This is a genomic window from Pseudomonas mendocina (assembly GCA_037482215.1).
Classification (GTDB): domain Bacteria; phylum Pseudomonadota; class Gammaproteobacteria; order Pseudomonadales; family Pseudomonadaceae; genus Aquipseudomonas; species Aquipseudomonas mendocina_E.
Genome location: CP148074.1, coordinates 4,006,618 through 4,024,887, shown reverse-complemented (window position 1 = coordinate 4,024,887; position 18,270 = coordinate 4,006,618). Strand labels below are relative to the sequence as shown.

Sequence of the window (18,270 nt, the reverse complement as noted above, 5' to 3'; positions counted from 1 at the left end):
CAAGACTCGCACAAGGGATGTCGAATTGTCATCATTGACGGTTGCACCCTAAGCGGGCACTTAAGAGGCTCTCTCGGCGCTTGTTGGCTAAACGGCTTATAGCCGAATGCCGAAATGCTGCGAATAGATAATGTGTGTATGGCTTCTAATGGTTTTGATGAATGAAAACCCTGGCCACTGAGCAAATCTGCCGGTCTCTATTGCAGAAGGCGGTGCGGCGCGGTGCTGTGGAGGTGGCGGAGAAGGCGGTTGTTTATCTGTTGCAACAGGGTGGGGCGGTGTGGCTGCGTAATCGTCTGGGGGTTATCGCCTGTGAGGAAGTCTTGGCCTACGTTGTCCAGCTTGAATTTACGACGCAGGAAGATGCACTGATCCGCCAATACACCGAGATGGCCCGTGCTGCGAAGAATAAGAACGCGGCGGGGCTGGGCAGCCTGGCGGCGGAGTTGGAGAACGGTTATCGCAGCCTGCTGGTTAAGGGCGATCCAACCAGCAAAGACCTGAGGATCGTCGCCGAGGCGATTCGCCGCCCCGATGCTTTCTGGCAATGGATTCATAGCCAGCCAGTTGCAGGCAGCAACCTGAGCGTGATCGAAAAAGCCGAGACTGCGTTTCGTGGCTCTGGCCTGCCGGGCGATAAGGTGTTTTCGCTGGCCAGCGCTTATCTGGCGGTGATCAACCAGATCCCCGCGCTCTCAATGCCTGAGTACGTTGCTGAAGCGTTTCCCTACTGGATCGCCATCGACAAGCACACAGAGCCGGGCAAGCAGGCGTTGCAGCAATGTGCCGAAGCACTGCACGTGGAGTACAGAACCCTGGGGACTATCCAGTACTACTTAGAAGGAGGGCTTTGCCGCAATCTGGAGCCTTCGCGCTGGTGGGAGCGGGATGTACGTTGGCAACTGGAGCGCTTAGGCCTGCTCGATGGCAGGGCCGAAGTGATCTGGCAGGATGCATCAGCCTACTTGCAAACGCATCTGTCAGCGCAGGTTGAGGCGTTTAAGGATGAGCTGGAGCGCGTGTTTGAGCAGTATAGCAGCACGTTAAAAACGCAGGATTCGTTGTTCGGCTAATGGGCCGTTAAACATAAGCAGGCGTGTGGATAACTCAGGTTATCCACACGCTCTGGATCAAGGTTTACGCAACCCACGCACGTATTGCACGAGCGCCTGTTGTTCGTCTGTGCTGAGCTTGTCAGCGTAGGCGGGCATGGCGCCGGGGCCTTGTTGGATGGCGGCGATGATCTCGTCATCGCTGGTGCGATCCTGCCACTTGGCTTTGCTCAGGTTTTGGGCAAACGAGAGCCAGCCGCGCAGGGTGTTGGCGCGGCCGTTGTCGCCGTGGCATTTGGCGCAGCGCTGCTGGTAGAGCTGCTTGCCGTCTGTTTCAGCAACGGCAGGCAGGCTCGCCAAGAGCAGTAGCCCGGCTGTGAGGCCGGGCCAAACAGCCTTACTTAACAATTGCGAGGTCGCCTTTGAGGGCTACGCCTGCCATGACGGCACCGGCGTGGCATTCGTATTTCTGGGAGTCTTTGTACTCGACGTTTTTGTAGTTGCTGGCCAAGTTAACCACGGCGTTGGCGCCAGCGGATTTGGCTGCGTTTTGCAGGCGCACCAGCGCAGATTGCAGGGCCCAGCTGCAGGCTGCTTCATCGCTCTTGTTGAAGGCGTTGGTCTTCTGGCTCGTGGTCACGCCCGGGCGTACGATTTGTACTTTGCCGCCCGGTTTGCCAGCCAAGTAGAACTTAACGCTGCCATCCAGGCGGCCTGCGCTGGTGGCTTCCTGGACCACTTGGTCGAAGGGCAGGAAATGAGCCGTGTCGCGGGCTTGGCTGATGGCCGGGGCGAGACTCAGAACGATTGCTGCTGCAATCAACGATTTTATTTTCATAGCTTCTACTCCTTGTTGAAACGACTGATTGATCTGTTCTGGCTGGTACTGTTGTGCGTTTAGTGTAATTCAGTCTGTGGGGCTGTCAGGCCCAGCGCTTAAAAATCAGTGACGTGTTCACGCCACCGAACGCGAAGTTGTTGTTCATCACGTACTGGTTGTTCATTTCGCGGAATTCACCGCGCAGGTAGTCCAGTTCAGCGCAGGCTGGGTCGATGTTGTCGAGGTTGAGCGTGGGCACGTACTGGTTGCTGTTGAGCATCTCGATACTGAACCAGGATTCCAGGGCACCGCAGGCACCGAGGGTGTGGCCGAAGTAGCTCTTTTGCGAGCTGATGGGCATATGCGGGCCGAACAGTTCCTGGGTGGCTTGGGACTCAGCCACATCGCCTTGATCGGTTGCGGTGCCATGGCCGTTGACGTAGCCGATGACTGAAGGCTCAAGCCCGGCATCTTCCAGTGCCAGTTCCATCGCGCCGCGCATGGTGGCTTTTTCCGGTTTGGTGGCGTGCTGGCCGTCTGAGTTGCAGCCGAAGCCGACGATTTCGGCATAGATGGTCGCGCCACGGGCGAGGGCGTGGTCCAGTTCCTCCAATACCAGCATGCCTGCGCCTTCGCCGATCACCAGACCGTCGCGGTCTTTGTCATACGGGCGTGGCGACAGGTGCGGCGTGTCGTTTTTCAGGCTGGTGGCGTACAGCGCATCGAAGACCATGGCCTCGGTGGGGCAGAGTTCTTCTGCGCCGCCTGCGAGCATCATTTTCAGGCGACCAAATTTGATTGCCTCGTAGGCATAGCCGATGCCCTGGCTGCCGCTGGTGCAGGCGCTGGAGGTCGGGATCAGGCGGCCCTTAAGGCCGAAGAAGATGCTGATGTTGGCCGCGGTGGTGTGCGGCATCATGCGGATATAGGAGTTGGCGTTGAGGCCATCGGCCACCGAGTTGAGCAGCATGTTGCCGAAGGCTTTGACTTCTTCGGTGCTGCCGGTGGAGGAGCCGCACGCTACGCCCATGCGGCCATCCGCAATGATCGGGTTGCCCAGCAGGTTGGCATGCTCCAGTGCACGCTCAGCGGCGTACACCGCGAGCTTGGAGACACGGCCCATGCTGCGCAGTTGCTTGCGGGTCCAGTGTTTGGGGGCTTCAAAGTCATCCACCGGGCCGCCTAGGCGCGTGTTCAATTCGCTGTAGCGTTCCCACTCGTGCATGTAGCGGATGCCGCTTTTACCCGCAGCGAAGTTCGCCTTGATGGTCGGCCAGTCGCTGCCCAGTGAGGTCACGCCTGCCATGCCGGTGACTACAACGCGTTTGAATCCACTCATCAGCACAACCCACCGTTCACTGCGAGGACCTGGCGGGTGATGTAAGCCGCCTCCTCAGACATCAGAAAATTAACTGCACCGGCCACTTCTTCCGGTGTGCCCATGCGGGCTGCCGGGACCATTTTGAGGATTTCTTCAATCGGCACGTCGTCATCAACGATGTCCGTATCAATCAGCCCCGGCGCGACGCAGTTGACGGTGATTTTGCGCTTGCCCAGCTCGATGGCGAGGGCTTTGGCAGCGCCGATCACACCGGCTTTGCTGGCGCTGTAGTTGACCTGGCCGCGATTACCGATCAAACCCGACACCGAGGTGATGCAGACAATGCGCCCGGCCTTGCGGCGGCGGATCATCGGCATGGTCAGCGGGTGCAGGACGTTATAGAAACCATCGAGGTTGGTGCGCAGCACGCTGTCCCAATCATCTTCACTCAGGGCGGGAAACGCACCGTCGCGGGTCAGGCCAGCGTTGCAGACCACGCCGTAATAAGCGCCGTGTTGTTCAACATCGGCTTCCAGTGTGGCGCGGCAGGCAGCGCGGTCGGAGACATCGAACTGAAGGATGCGCGCCTGTTGGCCCAGTGCTTCGATCTGGCTCTGCACGGCCTGCGCTTCTTCGATACGGGAGCGGCAGTGGAGGACGATGTCGTAGCCGCTTTTGGCCAGACGCAAGGCAATCGCACGGCCGATACCCCGGCTGGAGCCTGTGACCAGAATGGTTTCACTCATCGTTGTGTATCCTGAAATTCTTCTTGTAGATAACTGGCCACCTGCGGCGGGCGGAATACGTTAAGCCGGGCGATGGCTTCAATGCCAGTGCCGGTTAAGTGGCATTCGAAAACGCCCATGCCGTTGTCGTCTTGCAGGGAGCGGGTGGCGTGGATGTGCAGCTCGGCGCCAAGCGGAAAGCGCTCAACATTGCACTGGTAGTTGCGAGTGCCGAGCAAAAAGCCCAGCTCAACTGGCTCGCCGCGTGTGCGGGCATGGCAGCCCGCGTAGGCCGCGACGCTTTGCGCCATGATTTCGATGCCGACCCAGGCGGGCAGGCTGCCGTCGTCCTGATTGAACAGGCCGCCGTCGCGCACGGTGAGGCGGGTTTCGATGTCTTCATCGCCAAAGCGCTGGACTTGATCCAGCAGGATCATGTCCCCTGCATGGGGCACTAGCTCGGCAACTGGCCACAAGGTCATGGGCGTTCTCCTTGGGCGTCGCCGATGATCAGGCTGATGTTGTTGCCGCCAAAGGCGAAAGAGTTACTCATCAATGCGCGTCCGTTGCGTGTTGTCAGATGTGTGCCGGGCTTCACCAGGTTGAGTGCAGGCAGGGCCGGATCGGCCTCGCCATCCCAGCGCTGGGGGGGCAGCAGGTTGTCGGCGTTGTAAGTGCTCAGGCTCAGCCAGCAGAACGCCGCCTCCAGCGCGCCCGCAGCACCTAAGGTATGCCCGGTGAGCGGCTTGCTACTGGAGCAGGGCACGCCGTGGGGGAAGATGGCCTGCACAGCGATGCTTTCCATGGCGTCGTTGTGCTGGGTCGCGGTGCCGTGCAGGTTGAGGTAGTCGATTTGCTCGGCAGTGATGCCAGCTGCCGTCAGGGCTTTGCTCATGGCGGTTTGCGCACCGGTGCCTTGCGGGTGCGGTGCGGAAATATGGTGCGCATCCGAGCTGGCGCCGCCGCCAAGCAGGGCGATGGGCGCGCTGCTTGCGTCCAGCGGTTCACGGGTCATCAGGAACAGCGCTGCACCTTCGCCGATGTTGATGCCTTTGCGGTTGCGCGAGAACGGGTTGCACAGTTCCGGGCTGACGGCTTCCAGAGCCGAGAAACCATTCAGCGTGAGCTTGCACAGGCTGTCCACGCCACCGCAGATCACCGCATCGCATACGCCGAGATTGAGCAGACGCTGGGCGCTGAGCAGGGCGCGGGCACCGGAGGTGCAGGCGGTGGAGATGCTGTAGCTGGGGCCGCAGACGCCCAGCCAGTCGCTGAGGAAGCTGGCCGGTTCTGCCAGCTCCTGCTGGGCATAGTGATAGCTGGGCGGCAGTTCGCCGTTGTGCAGAAAGTGGGCGATACCCTGGCTGGCTTCGTCGATGCCGGTGGTGCTGGTGCCGAGTACCACGCCAACACGTTCGGCTCCGAACTGGGCCACAGCTGCACGCAGGCTGTCTTCAATCTCCAGTGCGGCGGCCAGCAGCAGCTGGCTGTTGCGACACAGCGGGTGCTCTGCCAGCTCTGGTAGGGGCGGTAGCTCGCCGGGCACGGCGCCCACGGTGAGCGAGAGTTCGGGAACCCAGCCGCTTTCGCGGCGCATGCCGCTGCTGTCGCCGCTAAACAGGGCGCGGGCCACGGCAGCTTTGCCTTGGCCGAGTGCGCAATTGAGCCCCAGGGCGTTCAAGTAAGTAGCCATTAAGGTGCCTTGTCGTCAGGGAGCGGGCTGATCTGGTAACGCAGGTCAGCCGGTTGATACAGGGTGAAATCCAGCGGCGTGCGGTAGTCGATACGCCACTGCGGTGCGAGCTGGCGGCTGCCCGTTGCCTGCACCTGCCAGTTGTCGCTTGGGTAGGCTGCGTTTAGCTGATCAGCCGGTGTCAGGGCAAACAGCAGGGCACTGAACAGCTCACGGGCTTCGTAATTGGGCGGCAGCAGGCCGTCGTTATGCCAGGAGCCGTCACGCAGTTGCTGGCGCGCAAGCGGTACGCCAATCGGGTCAAACAGTGAGGCGCGCAGGCTGCCGTTTTCGTCTTGCAGCACGAGCAGCCAGTCTTGCTGGTCGGCTGTTGTTTGCCGTTGCACCTGCAAGGTTAGCGGCAACTCAGCCACCAATGCGGTCTGCCGTTCAGGCAGGGCGGTGTGGCTGGCGCAGGCGCTCAGCAGCAGGCTCAGGCTTAACAACAGGGCGCGTAGCATCAGGCAGTTGCCTCCAGCGGTTTGGTCGCGACCACGTTGACCAGGGTTTCATTACGTTGGCCGAACGGCTTGGGCTTTTGCAGGCCCCAGCGCTCCAGCAGACCGAAGTCAGTCGAGCGGCTCCACCACAGATAAGGGTAGGAGATGTTTTGCTCAGTGAATTGGAAGCCTTGGCCGCGCAGCATGGCCAGGTATTCGTCGGCACTCTTTTGCACGTGCATCGGGTGACGGAACAGCCAGCGGATTACCCACGTGTCGATGTAGTACTTAGTGGACTCGGCAAACAACAGGCGGCCGCCCGGTTTCAGCACGCGCCAGAACTCGGCCAAGGCCTTTTCCTGTTCCACCAGATGATGGAATACCTGATGGCAGAACAGCAGGTCAACGCTGGCATCAGGCAGGTCGATTTTGCCGCAATCGCTGAGCACCAGATCCACGTCCAGACCCAGACGCTGAGCCTCGGCGCGGGAGCAGTCGAGGCTGTGCGGGTCGGCGTCCAGACCGATGATCTTTGACGGTCTAAATGCATTAGCCAGCAGGCCGAATGAGCGGCCCTGACCGCATCCTGCATCGAGAATCACCGGTGCCTCAGGCAGTGGCGTGTCAAAGCGGGTCAGCAGGTCGTTGATCGCCACACGCAGCACATGGTGGTGCCACACATGGCTGCGCAGGAACCAGAAGCCAAAGCGGGTTTCTTCAACGTAGGTAGCGGCCGGGTTGTTCATAACAGTCCTTGGTTAAGTCAGTTGCTGGCGCAGACTTCAGCGAGTACCCGCAAACGGCGGCGCGGTTCGGCGACGTAAGGGTTCTTTTCGTCCCAAGCGTAACCGGCAAGGATCGAGCTGATCATGCGGCGGATTTCCGGTTGGGCTTTCTCGTAATAAATCACGTCCTGGAAGCTGCCGTCGTACCAGCCTTCAACGTACACGCGGAAGGTGTCCACGCCGCGCTTGAGGGGAATGGCGAACTCGGTTTCCCAGTCCACGCTTTCGCCCTTCAACTGACGGTCGAGCAGGTTCGCGGCCATGCTGGAGGAGCGCATGGCGATGGTCACGCCAGAGCTGAACACCGGGTCGAGGAACTCCGCTGCGTTGCCCAGCAGTGCAAAGCCTGGGCCGTGCAGGGATTTGACGTTGGCCGAGTAACCGCCAATGGTACGCGCCGGGGTGTCCCACACGGCGTTTTTCAGCACCTTGTTAAGGCTTGGGGTCTCTTCGATGAACTGCTTGAGGCAGGCATCCAGATCGTCCGGGCGGCCCTCATAGCGTTCCGCAGCGGCCACCACGCCAACCGAGCAGCGACCATTGCTGAATGGGATGGTCCAGAACCACACATCGCGCAGGGTCGGATGGGTGGTGATGAGGATTTTTTCGCGGTCAAAGCCAGTGCCTGCGCTGCGGTCTTCCACGTGGGTGAACACGGCTTTACGCACCGGGAAACTGGACGGCGTATCAAGGTCGAGCAGGCGCGGCAGCACGCGGCCGTAACCACTGCCATCGAGGACGAAATCGCACTCGATCTGATACTCATGGCCATCCTGCAAGCGGCGCACACTCAGGCGCGGCTGGGCGCGGTCAAAATCCACCGCGTAGATTTCCTCTTCGTAGCGAATCTCCGTGCCTTGCAGCTCGGCCTGATCAGCCAGCAGCTTGTCGAAATCAGCACGCAGCACCTGATAGGTCGAGCCCATGCCCGGCGTAAAGGTATCGCGGAAGTCAAACTCGCTGTAACGCTCGCCCCAGCCGAACGCTGCACCGTGCTTGGTCTGGAAACCGGCTGCACGCACGGCCTCCAGCATCCCGGCTTCTTCAACGAAGTCCAGGCAGTGCGAGAGCAGGCTTTCGCCGATGGAGAAGCGTGGGAAACGCTGACGCTCCAGAATCAGGACATCGTGACCTTTGCGTTTGAGGATGGCGGCGGCGATTGAACCGGAAGGGCCCGCACCAATGACTACGACACTACGCCGTTCAACTTCAGGTGAGTTCATGGCTTCTACTGGCCTCGTTATGCTTTAAGGATTTGGCAGACCTGCGGCCGAGCAGTGCTGGCAGCAGTGTTGAAAACAGGCTCATGAGCAACAGGCTGAAATACACCAGCGAGTCGATCAGCTGCAATTGCAGGAGCAAGTTGAGGAAGACGATTTCGGTCAGGCCGCGAATATTCAGCAGGATGCTTTCGTGCCATTTCACCCGCGCCGGGCTTTGCGGATCAGCCCAGTGCAGGCCCAGCCAGCTACCGATGACTTTGCTCAGCACCGGCAGTACAAACAAGGCCAGCAGGTGCTGCCAGGTGAGGCCGTTGCCGAGGTTGTGGAAATCCACCCAGAGCACGCCGTAAGTGAGGATCAGCGGCACCGCTAGGCCGTTGAGCAAACGCTTGAAATGCGCATCCTTCAGCGGTAATTGAAAAGGCTGCTTCTGCCAAGCCAGGCACAGCATGTAAGCGATGCCGAAGACCAGCGCATTCAGGTGCAGGTACTGGAACAGCACCATCAGGGCAAAGAACGGCAGGCTGTAGAACAGACCGTGACGCAAGCCCAGCGCTCGCAACATGGCAGGTAGCGCAGCAGCCAGCAACGGCCACAGCAGGGCCGCCGGATCATTGCTGCCTTGGGCTAAGCCGAACAGGCTCCAGCACAGAAAATCCATCAGAATCGCCGCATGCATCAGGCGCTTGGTTTGCTCCGGCGGGTAGCCGATGTTCTGCAAAAACAGGTACAGCACCGGAATCGCGGTGATGGAAAACAGCAGGCCGATGCCCACTGCACTCAGCCAGCTGTGCTCGCCGGGCAACAGCCACAAAGCGCAGGCCAGCCCGGCCAGCATCGGCACAAGGAAGCTCGGCAGGGCGATTTTCAGGCAGGCGCTGCTCACATCCAGATCAATCACATCACTCAGGATGTAACCCAGCAGCAGGGCAAAGCACAGGCCGTAGAGCAGTTGAAGCCAGTCCGGGGCGAGCAGGTCGGTTGCGCTGAGCTGCCAATGCGGTTCAACCCAGCCCAGCAGCAGGGCAGGTATCGCCAGACTGGCCACCAGCAACTGGCCCACAATTGGGATCAGGCGCTTACCACCGAGGGTGGCAACCAGCGCGTAGATCACCAGAGCGATTAACCAGAAACCGAGCACGCTCATAGGACAGCTCCGGCAGTTTTAGCCTGGGCGTGCCCGGCCCATGGCGCGAGCAGGAAGCAGAACAGCAGGCCGAGGCTGATGGCCAGACCGAAGTTGGCAATGGCCGGAGTATCACTGATCAGTAGCAAGCCGAAGGACAGCCAACTGGTGATCGCTGAGAGCAAGGTGCCGAGCAGGCTCACTGCCGCGCCACCAATGTTCTCCCGCATCAGAATCGCGTAATCAACGCCAATCGCAGTGATCAGCAGCAGGCCGAACAGGCTGAACAAGGTCAGGGGCTGGCCCAACCAGCCAAGGCAGGCCAGCGCGGCGCAGGCGGCCAGCAGCGGCAGGCAGACCACACGCAGCGCGCCGCCGAAGCCAAAGGGGATGCACAGCAGCACCAGAATGGCGGCTGAGGAGATCAGTTTGAGTTCAGCCGCGGTCAGTTGGGTGACGCTGAACAGGGCATTGAGTTCGCCGATGCGATCCACTGCCTGCACGCCCCGCAGGCCAGCCGCAAGCGTTTGCAGTTCGGCGCTGCTGTTCAGCCCTTGCAGGCTGACGATGGCCGCGACGCCTTGCTCATTGTCCCCCAGCCACAGCGCTCGCCACGGCTCGCCAATCGGGCTGGCCAGCGCCTGTTGCAGTGTCGCTGGCGTGCGGGTGCTGAGCAGGTTCAGCTCCTGCTCCAGCGCGCTTCTCTCAAGGCCAAGGTCGAGCAGCGGCTGCCAGTGTTCAGGGAGCTTGTGCAGCGCATCGTGCAGCGGCTGCAGCTGGCTTTGTGGGGCGACCAGTTGAGTCAGGCTTTGATAACCGCGCAGGCTGCCTGCGCTGATGGCTTGATCCAGACGCAGGCTCAATTCGGCCTGACGTTGCAGCAGTTGTTCAGTGTTATCAGCCCGCACCAGAAAGAACTGGCTGGTGGGTTGCTGACCGGTCAGCTCGGCAATGCGCTGCGCCTGTGCCGCCAGTTGCGGCTCTTTGCCTAGCCATTGGCGAAGATCGTTTTGAGTGTGCAACTGCCAGATGCCGCCTGCACAGAACAACATGAGCAGTAGGAACAGCGGTGTGCTGCCGGTTTTACGCAGTAGGCGCTCACGCAGGCTGAGCAGGCGCGTGCTCAGGTTCATCAGACTCGGCGCCGGCCTCAGCTGTAGGCCGCGCAGCCAGGCAGGCAGCAGGCACACTGAACACAGGTACGCCGCCACTAAACCGGCTGCTGAGAACAGCGCGACTTGGGTCAAGGCCGGGAACGGGGTGAAGGCCAAGGCTAGATAACCGACCAGATTGGTGCCCAAGCTCAAGCTCAGGCCCGGCAGCGTGGCGCGCACCGCGGCCCAACTGTCCCAGGTGTGGCTCTCGGCGTTTTGTGCCCAGCTCTTGCTCAAGTAGTGCTGCGGATAATCTGCCGCGACCCCGACCAGACTGGCGCCGAGCACCAGGGTGAGGGCGTTGATCTGGCCGAACACCAGCACACAAGCGCTGATGCCTGCCAGCAGCGCCATGCCAATCGGCAGCAAGCTGACCAACACGCGCAGGCGGCGGAAGGCGAACAGGAGTAGCAGCAAGGTGCCGAGGGTCGCGCCACCGCCGATCAGGCTAATCTCGCGGGTGGCTTTGGCTTGCCCAGCAGCCGCGTAGAGCACGCCGCCCGTGGCCAGCAGCTCACCGCCTGCGGCTTCAACCTGAGCGCGACTGGCGGCCACTTGCTCGGCAATCAGCGGCGGTTCCTGCATATCAAAGGCGCTGCCGTGGGCGCTGGCACGCAGCAAGGCCCAGGTGGTGCCGTTGTCTTCAATCAACAGTGCGCCGCTGCTGAGGTCAGGCTGTACGCGGCTGCCGTGGTTGAGCGCCTGTTGGGCGCGGGCGGCAAAGCCGAACCAGTCTTCTTCTGTGGGCAACAGGCTGAAGCTGTTGAACGGATCAAAGAACTGCGCGGCACGTTGTTCAATCAGCTGTTGCGGGTGATTCAGCAGCAGTTCGCGGTCAGCCGCAGGCAGCAGGGCCAGACGATTGCTGCGCAGGTAGTCGCGCAGGCTGGCGAGGTCATCATTGACCTGCCACTGCACTTGGCTGAAGCGCTGGCTGGCCTCTAATTGCCCGGCGACGTGTTGCGCTAAAGCGATGGCTTGATCCCGTTGGGCGTGGCCGACCAACAGCAGCAGCTCGCGGTTAAGCGGTGCTTGCATGCGCTCTTCGGCTTGCTGGATCAGTGCGTCGTCGCTGTCTTTGGGCAGTAACGCGAGCATGTCGGCTGCCACCGGCGGACCGGCACGCCACTGCCATGCTGCCAGCGCCAATAGGGCCAGCAGCAACAGCAAAAAGGCGCGGGGCAGCAGACGCTCACTGTTCAAAGTCGCGCAGCTCCTGTTCGCTCAGGGCATCACCGGTCTGGCTGTCTGGCAGACGCAGCACGGTGCGATCGCCCTGGGTTTCGCTCAGTTCGATCTGCTTAACCAGCGCGCCACCCTCAATCTGAATGCGACTGAAGATTTGTTTCAGCAGCAGCGAGTTGGGCGTCAGGTTCAGTTGCCAGTTGTCCGCCGTGCCGCTCAGCTCCAACTGAAAGTCACGGGCAAGGCCGCTGTGGTCGCCTTTGAGTACGGCCAGAAACAGACGGCTTTGCTGGGCCGCTACATCCTGCCCCGGCTGTTGTTGCCAGCCTGCGGCGGTGCGCTTGGCGATGCCGTTTTGGGTAATGCGGTAATCCTGCTTAAGCGGGCTTTGCAGTTGCCAGAGCAGGCCGTGTTCGCCACTGAGCACGAACTGGCCACGGCTGGTCAGTGGCTTGGGCAGGGCACGCAGGTGTTTCTCTTGAATCAGCGGGCCGCGCACCACGGCGGGCTTGGCCAACTGGGCGCTGAGCTGATCCAGATCGAAGGCTTGGGCGGCGGTTGCCAGCAGCCCAAGCAGGACAATGGAGAAACTTCTGGTGACTGCCCTTAAGCTCATTGCATGGCCCTCTCGACGGCATCCGTGAAGACTTTCGGACAGACGAACTGCATCTCGCGGCTGGCGATTTCCACCGCCACCTGCACGCTGCTGCCACGTGTCATGCGCTCGCCGGTTTCGGCGTCGACGATCAGGTAGTTGATCTTCAGGCGGTTTTCCCACTCCACCAGATCCGCTCGGACAATCAGCTTCTGGCCGAACTGTGCGCCACGCATGTAGCGCACTTGCAGGTCGATGATCGGCCAGGCGTATCCAGCGTCGCGCATCTGCGTGTAGTTGTGGCCGAGCTTGTCGAGCAGGGCACAGCGCGCCTGCTCGAAGTATTTGACGTAGTGGCCGTGCCAAACCACTTCCATCATGTCGACGTCGTAGAACTGGACTTGCAGCTCGATCTCAGCCTGCACCACACCTTTGCTACGCATACAGGCTCCAGTGTTGTTCGCGGATACGGGTCAGGCACAGGCGCAGCTCTGCTTCCAGTGCGCGGTCTTCGATCACCGGCGGGAACTCGCTGGCCAACTGCTCGCGCATGCTCAGCAGCGGTGCTGGGATGTCGTCTTTACCGGCCTGCTGACGCAGCCATACGCCTTGGTTGGCGGCCAGCAAGGTGGCGGCGGCCACTTGTTCGGCCAGCTCCAAGCTGCGCAGGGCATCGCGGGCGGCGATGGTGCCCATGCTGACTTTGTCCTGGTTGTGGCATTCAGTGGAGCGCGAGAACACGCTAGCCGGCATGGTGTTTTTCAGCGCTTCGGCGGTCCAGGCGCTGGCGCCGATCTGCACGGCCTTAAAGCCGTGGTTGATCATCGCGGTTTCCGCTGGCGCGCCGGACAGGTTGCTCGGCAGGCCGTGGTTGTAGCGCACGTCGACCAGCAGGGCGAGCTGGCGGTCGAGCAGGTCAGCAACGTTGCCCACCAGATTCTTCAGGCTGTCCATGGCGAAGGCGATATGCCCGCCGTAGAAGTGGCCGCCGTGCAGCACGCGCTCGGCTTCGGCATCAATCAGCGGGTTGTCGTTGGCGCTGTTCAGTTCAGTCTCGATGAACTGGCGCAGCAGGCCTAGGCTGTCGGCCAATACGCCGAGTACGTGTGGGGCGCAGCGCAGCGAGTAGCGATCTTGCAGGCGATGCAGCGGAGCCGTTGGCGCGTTAATCGCCAAGTCTTGGCGCAGCCAGGCGGCAACCTGAGTCTGGCCCGGATGGGGTTTGGCGGCGAACAGGCGCTCGTCAAAGTGCTCCGGGTTGCCTTCCAGGGCCACCACGTTGAGTGCGGTGATGCGGGTCGCCAGCTTCAGCAGGTAATCGGCGCGGGAGTAGGCCAAGCAGGCCAGGGCAGTCATCACCGCTGTGCCGTTCATGAGGGCCAGGGCTTCTTTCGGGCGCAGGGTTAGCGGCGTCCAGCCAAGCTCAGCGTGAACCTCCGCGGAGGTGCGGCGTTCGCCTTTGTACAGGACGTCACGCTCACCCGTTAAGGTCGCGGCAACGTAAGACAGCGGCGTGAGGTCGCCACTGGCACCCACCGAGCCTTCTTCCGGGATCAGCGGCAGAATGTCGTGCTCAAGGAAGGCTTGCAGACGCTCCAGCAGTTCTACGCGTACGCCAGAAACCCCGTGGCACAACGACTGCAAACGGCTGGCCAGTACGGCACGGGTGCTCGGCGCATCCAGCAGTTTGCCCAGGCCGCAGCCGTGGAAGGTGAACAGGTGGCGCGGCAGGGCTTCAACCTGATGCAGCGGTACGGAGACCACGCAGGAGTCGCCGTAGCCGGTGGTAATGCCGTAGATCTCGCCTTCGCGGTCGAGCAGGCTGTCGAGGTAGCGGGCGCCCTTGGCGATTTTCTCCCGGTAGGCGGCGTCGCTCTGCAGCTGCGCCGGAGCGCGGCGCTGAGACAGGGCAACGATCTGTTCGATGCTCAGAGCATGCTCGCCAAAAACTACGGGATCAGGCTGGTGTGTCGTCATCTTTATTCCAGAACGGGTAGAAGTTGAACCACTGCAAAGGGGCACTCAGGCAGCGCTGTGCCAGGCTGTCGGCATAGCGTTGGGCCCAGTGTTGAATCACCTGATCACGCTCGCTGCGCTTCCATTCGATGCGCTCGGCAAACGGCTCGATGGTGACCTTGTAGCGGCCATCGAACTTCAGGCAATGAATCAGGTTGACCGGGCATTGCAACAGTCCCGCCATCAGCCATGGGCCTTGTGGGAACGCGGCGGGCTTGCCGAGAAACTCCACAATGGCTTTGCGGCTGCCTCGCAGCGGGACGCGGTCGCCGGCAATGGCCAGCCACTCGCCCCGATCCAGGCGTTCGGACAATTGCATCATGGTTGCGGCGTCCAGTTCGCTGACCTGGATCAGGCGCATTTGACTGGCACCGGACTCACTGAGCAACCGGTTGAATTGTTCGGCGTGTTTGGTGTGCAACAGGACGTTCATGGTCACGTCTTCGCCGATTTCGGCCAGGGCGCGGCAGACTTCCGGGTTGCCTAAGTGCGAAGCCACCAGAATCTGCCCGCGGCCTTGCTCATATAACTTGCCGCAGATGTTCTCCGGGTCGACCAGCTCCAGGCGCTCCAGGCCAATCCTGCCGCTCCACACATCAAGCTTGTCCAGCAGCGTGTCAGCAAAGGCCATGAACTGGCGGAACACGGTCAGCTGGGTGGGCTTGAGATCAGGGCGGGCGCTCCACTGCGCCAGGTTCTGCTGGTATTCGAAAATGCTGCGTCGGGCGGTGCTGCCGAACAGGTAAAAGTAGGCAACGATCAGGTGCAGCAGCGGGCTGATTAGGCGACGGCCGAGCAGGCGCGAGAGCATGACCGTCAGCTTCATCAGGATATAGCTGCCGCGTTCGCGCTGTCTGGCCCAGTGTTGACTGCTCATCGCCAGCACCTTTGCCAGAGGATACGCGGGGCGCGCAGGAGCATGCCGAAGAAGAGCTTGGCGTGCATTTTTGAGATCAGCGCGTTGTCGTGCCACAGGCGGAAGTGGGACAGGCCATCCTCCGGGTAGTGCACGCGGGTGGGCAGCCAGTGCATGGGCTGATTGCGCCAGGCCAGACGCACGAGTACCTCGGTGTCGAAATCCATTCGTTTACCGATATTGACGTGGTTGATCAGCGCCAGAGTCTGCGCCAGTGGGTATACGCGGAAGCCGCACATTGAATCGCGGATTTGCAGCGACAGGGTGTTGATCCACACCCACACGTGGGTCAGGTAGCGCGCATACAGACGGCCTTTCGGCACACTGGCGTCGTACTGTGGATAACCGCAGATCAGTGCATCCGGCGCAGTTTGCGAGGCGCTGACAAACACGCTGACATCGCTCAGGTTGTGCTGGCCGTCGGCATCTACCTGCAAGGCATGGGTAAAACCGAGGCGAGCGGCTTCGCGTAGGCCGGCCATCACCGCGCCGCCTTTGCCTTGGTTCTGCGGCAGCCGCAGCAGGTGAGTGTCGGCCTGAGTGGCGAGCTGATCCATCACGGCAGCGCACTCGGCAGCAGAGGCATCATCCACCAGTACGCAGGGCAAACCGGCTTTGTGCAACTCGGCCACCACCGCAGGCAGGGTACGCCCGTGGTTGTAGACCGGAATCACCGCGCAGGCCTTATACACCGGCAGCCCCCAGCAGAATGCGGCCAGATGAACAGGCTGCCTCGCCATTGCGGAAGGCGAAATACAGCTTGCCGCGCTCGGCATCGAAACGCAGGGTCAGTTGCAGGCGGTCGCCGGGGCGCACCAGTTGCTGAAACTTAAGCACTTCCATGCCGCCGAAACGGGGTGGCAAATCGGGGATCAGGCGCCGAGCCAGTTGCTGGGCCCAGTCCACCTGCACTACGCCAGGCAGCACCGGGGTCTGCGGGAAGTGGCCGGTGAAGTAGGCCAAATCCAGCGGGATATCCAGCTCCAGTTGCCACTCGCCATCCTGCTCGACGGCCGACAGTGGCTCGACCAGTTTGGGACGCGGTGCTGCGAGCAATTCATCCACACAGACTTGCGTCAGCTTGCCTTGTGCGTTGTACGGCAGCTGTGCGAGCAGCCGCCAGCGACGCGGCAGGGCGATGGCTTCGGTGTGTTGTGTGAGGTGCTGGCGCAGGGTTTCCGTCAGTGTACGGCGGCCCTGATTGCGCAACGCATGCAGGCCTGCAGGCGACAGGCTGACCAGTGCGCCGAGGTAGGCGCGGCCCTGCTGAATCACGCCTAAACGGGCATCACTGACCCATTCATGATTGATCAGTGCTTGCTCCAACATGGGCAGGGAGATGCGTTTTTCTTCCAGCTTGATGATGCGATCCAGACGACCCAGCAGGCGGAAACGGCCATCGGCTTCAAAGCTCACAGCATCGGCAGTCTGCTCGCGGTGGCCTTCCGGCAAATAAGGGGAGATCAGATTGAGCGCGCCGTCCTCATTGCTGCCGGTTTCAATCCCTGCAAACGGCGTCCACAGCTCGCCACCTTGGCGCCAGGCGATGCCGCCGGTTTCCGAACTGCCGTAGATTTCAGTCGGCCACTGACCGAGCAGGCGGTGCAGCTCCGTGGCGGTTTCAGCAGGCAACGCACCGCCGGAGGAAAACACCTGACGCACCTGTTGCAGCGCGGCCCAGTCGAGGTTGTCACCCATGCGTTTGAGCAGGGCGGGGCTGGCTACCCAAGCGAAACGCTTGCTGCTGTCTTCGCGGATCAGGTTCAGGCTTTCGCGCTGTAAATCTTCTGGGAACGGCAAGGCACGGGGGATAAAACAGCGCCCGGCGCACAGCGGCCACAGCACGCGGAATAGCAGCCCGTAAATATGCTGCGCGGCAACGCTGCCGAAAATGGTCGCACCGGCAACTTGTTCGCCCCAGAGGGCTTCCAGTGCTTCGACTTCGTTGCTGAGCTGACGCAGGGATTTGTCGATCAGCTTGGCTTCACCACTGGAGCCCGAAGTGCTCAGGGTCAGACGGCAGTTATCCACCGCCAGCAGGGCGGGATCGAGTGCCGGGCTGGCCGCTGTGAACAGGCCGTCGAGGGTGTCCAGCCACAGGTCACAGCTGGTGGCCAGGCGCTGACGGGTGTTGGCTTGCGCATCAGCCGGTAGCACAACGGCGATGCCAGCGCGCCAAGCGGCCAGCAGGGCAATGGCCAGCTCACCGGCGTCTTCCATATGCAGGGCCAGACGCTGTACGCCGCGCTGTTGCAGAACAAAGGCCAATTGCAGGGCCTGTTGCAGCAGTGCGGGATGCTCCAGCTGTGGCGTCACCTGACGGCCAGGCTGGGCAGTTTCTAACAGGCGCTCAAGGGGCAGCCAGTTCATTCGTGTCTCCTTACGTGCTGGCGTACCAGCCACTCACCGACAAACAACAGGCCCATCAACACATAGGCAATCAGGCCGGTGTACAGCGTCCACCAACTTAGTGGGGCCCAGAAATTCAGCGCCACAACCACCAAGCCGTTGAGCAGGAAAAACAGTGTCCACACCTGTGTGACCCGCCGTATATGGCGGATAGCGACCTCGGGCAAGTACGGCTCACGAATACGTGCCAGTCGCTCAATCAGCGGCGGGCCATACTTTAAGCTCAGACCAAATGTCACCATCAGCAAGCCGTTGAGCAGCACTGGATACCAGCGCAGCAGCTGTTCTTGTGCCGACAAGCCCAGTAGCAGGCAGAACGACAGTGCAACCGCCGTCATCCACAGGTTGCCGGGCTTGCCCCGCTGCGAAAGCGCACGGGCGAGCCACAGCACGCCGAGGCATACGGCAAACCACTGGGGCGACAGGTGCTCCATGCCGTAATACACGGCAAACGGGTAGAGCACTCCGGCAATCAGCAACAGCAGGCCAAACAGGCGCGCCATTATTCAGCGGCTGGGCTGTTGACCAGTTGGAATACGGCTTCAACCACATCGCCCACGGTGCGCACGGCTTTGAACTCTTCGGCCGCGAGCTTTTTGCCGGTCTGGCGCTTGATGTGGTCGATCAGGTCGACGGCATCAATGCTGTCGATTTCCAAGTCCTGATACAGGTTGGCCTGAAGCGTGATGCGCTCAGGTTCCAGTTCAAACAGTTCAACGAGGGCGTCGCGCAGGGTGTTGAAAATATCGTCACGGGTTTGCATCGGCGCGA

The 18,270-nt window shown here is 61.4% G+C and carries 20 protein-coding genes; 1 reads left to right on the top strand and 19 read right to left on the bottom strand.

All coding sequences use genetic code 11. From position 1 onward, the window contains the following. Positions 1–161 precede the first annotated feature (161 nt). A complete protein-coding gene (locus WG219_18675) occupies positions 162–1,073 on the top strand; it encodes a hypothetical protein (protein ID WXL25304.1) in 912 nt (303 codons plus the stop codon). Positions 1,074–1,130: 57 nt separating this feature from the next. Here the strand turns inward: WG219_18675 and WG219_18670 are convergent, their stop codons facing one another. From WG219_18670 to WG219_18580, 19 genes are all read right to left on the bottom strand, one after another. Then, positions 1,131–1,412 carry a cytochrome c gene (locus WG219_18670; GenBank protein WXL25303.1) on the bottom strand — a complete coding sequence of 94 codons (282 nt, stop codon included), beginning with the start codon at positions 1,410–1,412 and terminating at the stop codon, positions 1,131–1,133. A 37-nt stretch (positions 1,413–1,449) separates the two neighbouring features. Next, on the bottom strand, positions 1,450–1,890 hold the full coding sequence (locus WG219_18665; GenBank protein ID WXL25302.1) for an excinuclease: 441 nt from the start codon (positions 1,888–1,890) through the stop codon (positions 1,450–1,452). An 85-nt stretch (positions 1,891–1,975) separates the two neighbouring features. Then, on the bottom strand, positions 1,976–3,211 hold the full coding sequence (locus WG219_18660; GenBank protein ID WXL25301.1) for a beta-ketoacyl-ACP synthase: 1,236 nt from the start codon (positions 3,209–3,211) through the stop codon (positions 1,976–1,978). Then, a complete protein-coding gene (gene fabG, locus WG219_18655) occupies positions 3,211–3,939 on the bottom strand; it encodes a 3-oxoacyl-ACP reductase FabG (protein ID WXL25300.1) in 729 nt (242 codons plus the stop codon). Before fabG ends, WG219_18660 begins: the two co-directional genes overlap by 1 nt. Then, positions 3,936–4,400, bottom strand: coding sequence for a hotdog family protein (locus WG219_18650; protein WXL25299.1), 465 nt, complete (start codon positions 4,398–4,400; stop codon positions 3,936–3,938). Before WG219_18650 ends, fabG begins: the two co-directional genes overlap by 4 nt. Then, complete coding sequence (locus tag WG219_18645; GenBank protein WXL25298.1) at positions 4,397–5,611, bottom strand: beta-ketoacyl-[acyl-carrier-protein] synthase family protein; 1,215 nt, start codon at positions 5,609–5,611, stop codon at positions 4,397–4,399. The genes WG219_18650 and WG219_18645 overlap by 4 nt, the downstream gene beginning before the upstream one ends. Then, complete coding sequence (locus WG219_18640) at positions 5,611–6,111, bottom strand: DUF3261 domain-containing protein (protein WXL25297.1); 501 nt, start codon at positions 6,109–6,111, stop codon at positions 5,611–5,613. Before WG219_18640 ends, WG219_18645 begins: the two co-directional genes overlap by 1 nt. Continuing rightward, positions 6,111–6,836 (bottom strand): class I SAM-dependent methyltransferase, encoded by a 726-nt coding sequence (locus WG219_18635; GenBank protein WXL25296.1) that lies wholly within the window; start codon positions 6,834–6,836, stop codon positions 6,111–6,113. The genes WG219_18640 and WG219_18635 overlap by 1 nt, the downstream gene beginning before the upstream one ends. 17 nt (positions 6,837–6,853) lie before the next feature. Next, positions 6,854–8,098: an NAD(P)/FAD-dependent oxidoreductase gene (locus tag WG219_18630; protein ID WXL25295.1), complete on the bottom strand. Its 1,245-nt coding sequence runs from the start codon at positions 8,096–8,098 to the stop codon at positions 6,854–6,856. Beyond that, entirely contained in the window at positions 8,085–9,245 is a 1,161-nt protein-coding gene (locus tag WG219_18625; GenBank protein ID WXL25294.1) for a sodium:proton antiporter, read from the bottom strand. Before WG219_18625 ends, WG219_18630 begins: the two co-directional genes overlap by 14 nt. After that, positions 9,242–11,581, bottom strand: a complete 2,340-nt coding sequence (locus tag WG219_18620) for a hypothetical protein (protein WXL25293.1) — start codon at positions 11,579–11,581, stop codon at positions 9,242–9,244. Before WG219_18620 ends, WG219_18625 begins: the two co-directional genes overlap by 4 nt. Next, positions 11,571–12,179 carry an outer membrane lipoprotein carrier protein LolA gene (locus WG219_18615; GenBank protein WXL25292.1) on the bottom strand — a complete coding sequence of 203 codons (609 nt, stop codon included), beginning with the start codon at positions 12,177–12,179 and terminating at the stop codon, positions 11,571–11,573. The genes WG219_18620 and WG219_18615 overlap by 11 nt, the downstream gene beginning before the upstream one ends. Then, positions 12,176–12,601: an acyl-CoA thioesterase gene (locus WG219_18610; protein ID WXL25291.1), complete on the bottom strand. Its 426-nt coding sequence runs from the start codon at positions 12,599–12,601 to the stop codon at positions 12,176–12,178. The genes WG219_18615 and WG219_18610 overlap by 4 nt, the downstream gene beginning before the upstream one ends. After that, positions 12,594–14,135, bottom strand: a complete 1,542-nt coding sequence (locus WG219_18605) for an aromatic amino acid ammonia-lyase (protein ID WXL25290.1) — start codon at positions 14,133–14,135, stop codon at positions 12,594–12,596. The genes WG219_18610 and WG219_18605 overlap by 8 nt, the downstream gene beginning before the upstream one ends. Then, the gene (locus WG219_18600; GenBank protein ID WXL25289.1) at positions 14,116–15,051 is read right to left on the bottom strand and encodes a glycosyl transferase; all 936 of its coding nucleotides are present in this window, start codon (positions 15,049–15,051) and stop codon (positions 14,116–14,118) included. The genes WG219_18605 and WG219_18600 overlap by 20 nt, the downstream gene beginning before the upstream one ends. Then, a complete protein-coding gene (locus WG219_18595) occupies positions 15,048–15,782 on the bottom strand; it encodes a glycosyltransferase family 2 protein (protein ID WXL25288.1) in 735 nt (244 codons plus the stop codon). The genes WG219_18600 and WG219_18595 overlap by 4 nt, the downstream gene beginning before the upstream one ends. Next, on the bottom strand, positions 15,775–17,460 hold the full coding sequence (locus tag WG219_18590) for an AMP-binding protein (protein ID WXL25287.1): 1,686 nt from the start codon (positions 17,458–17,460) through the stop codon (positions 15,775–15,777). The genes WG219_18595 and WG219_18590 overlap by 8 nt, the downstream gene beginning before the upstream one ends. Further along, a complete protein-coding gene (locus WG219_18585; GenBank protein WXL25286.1) occupies positions 17,457–18,002 on the bottom strand; it encodes a hypothetical protein in 546 nt (181 codons plus the stop codon). Before WG219_18585 ends, WG219_18590 begins: the two co-directional genes overlap by 4 nt. Beyond that, positions 18,002–18,262 (bottom strand): acyl carrier protein, encoded by a 261-nt coding sequence (locus tag WG219_18580; protein ID WXL25285.1) that lies wholly within the window; start codon positions 18,260–18,262, stop codon positions 18,002–18,004. Before WG219_18580 ends, WG219_18585 begins: the two co-directional genes overlap by 1 nt. Positions 18,263–18,270: the final 8 nt, after the last annotated feature.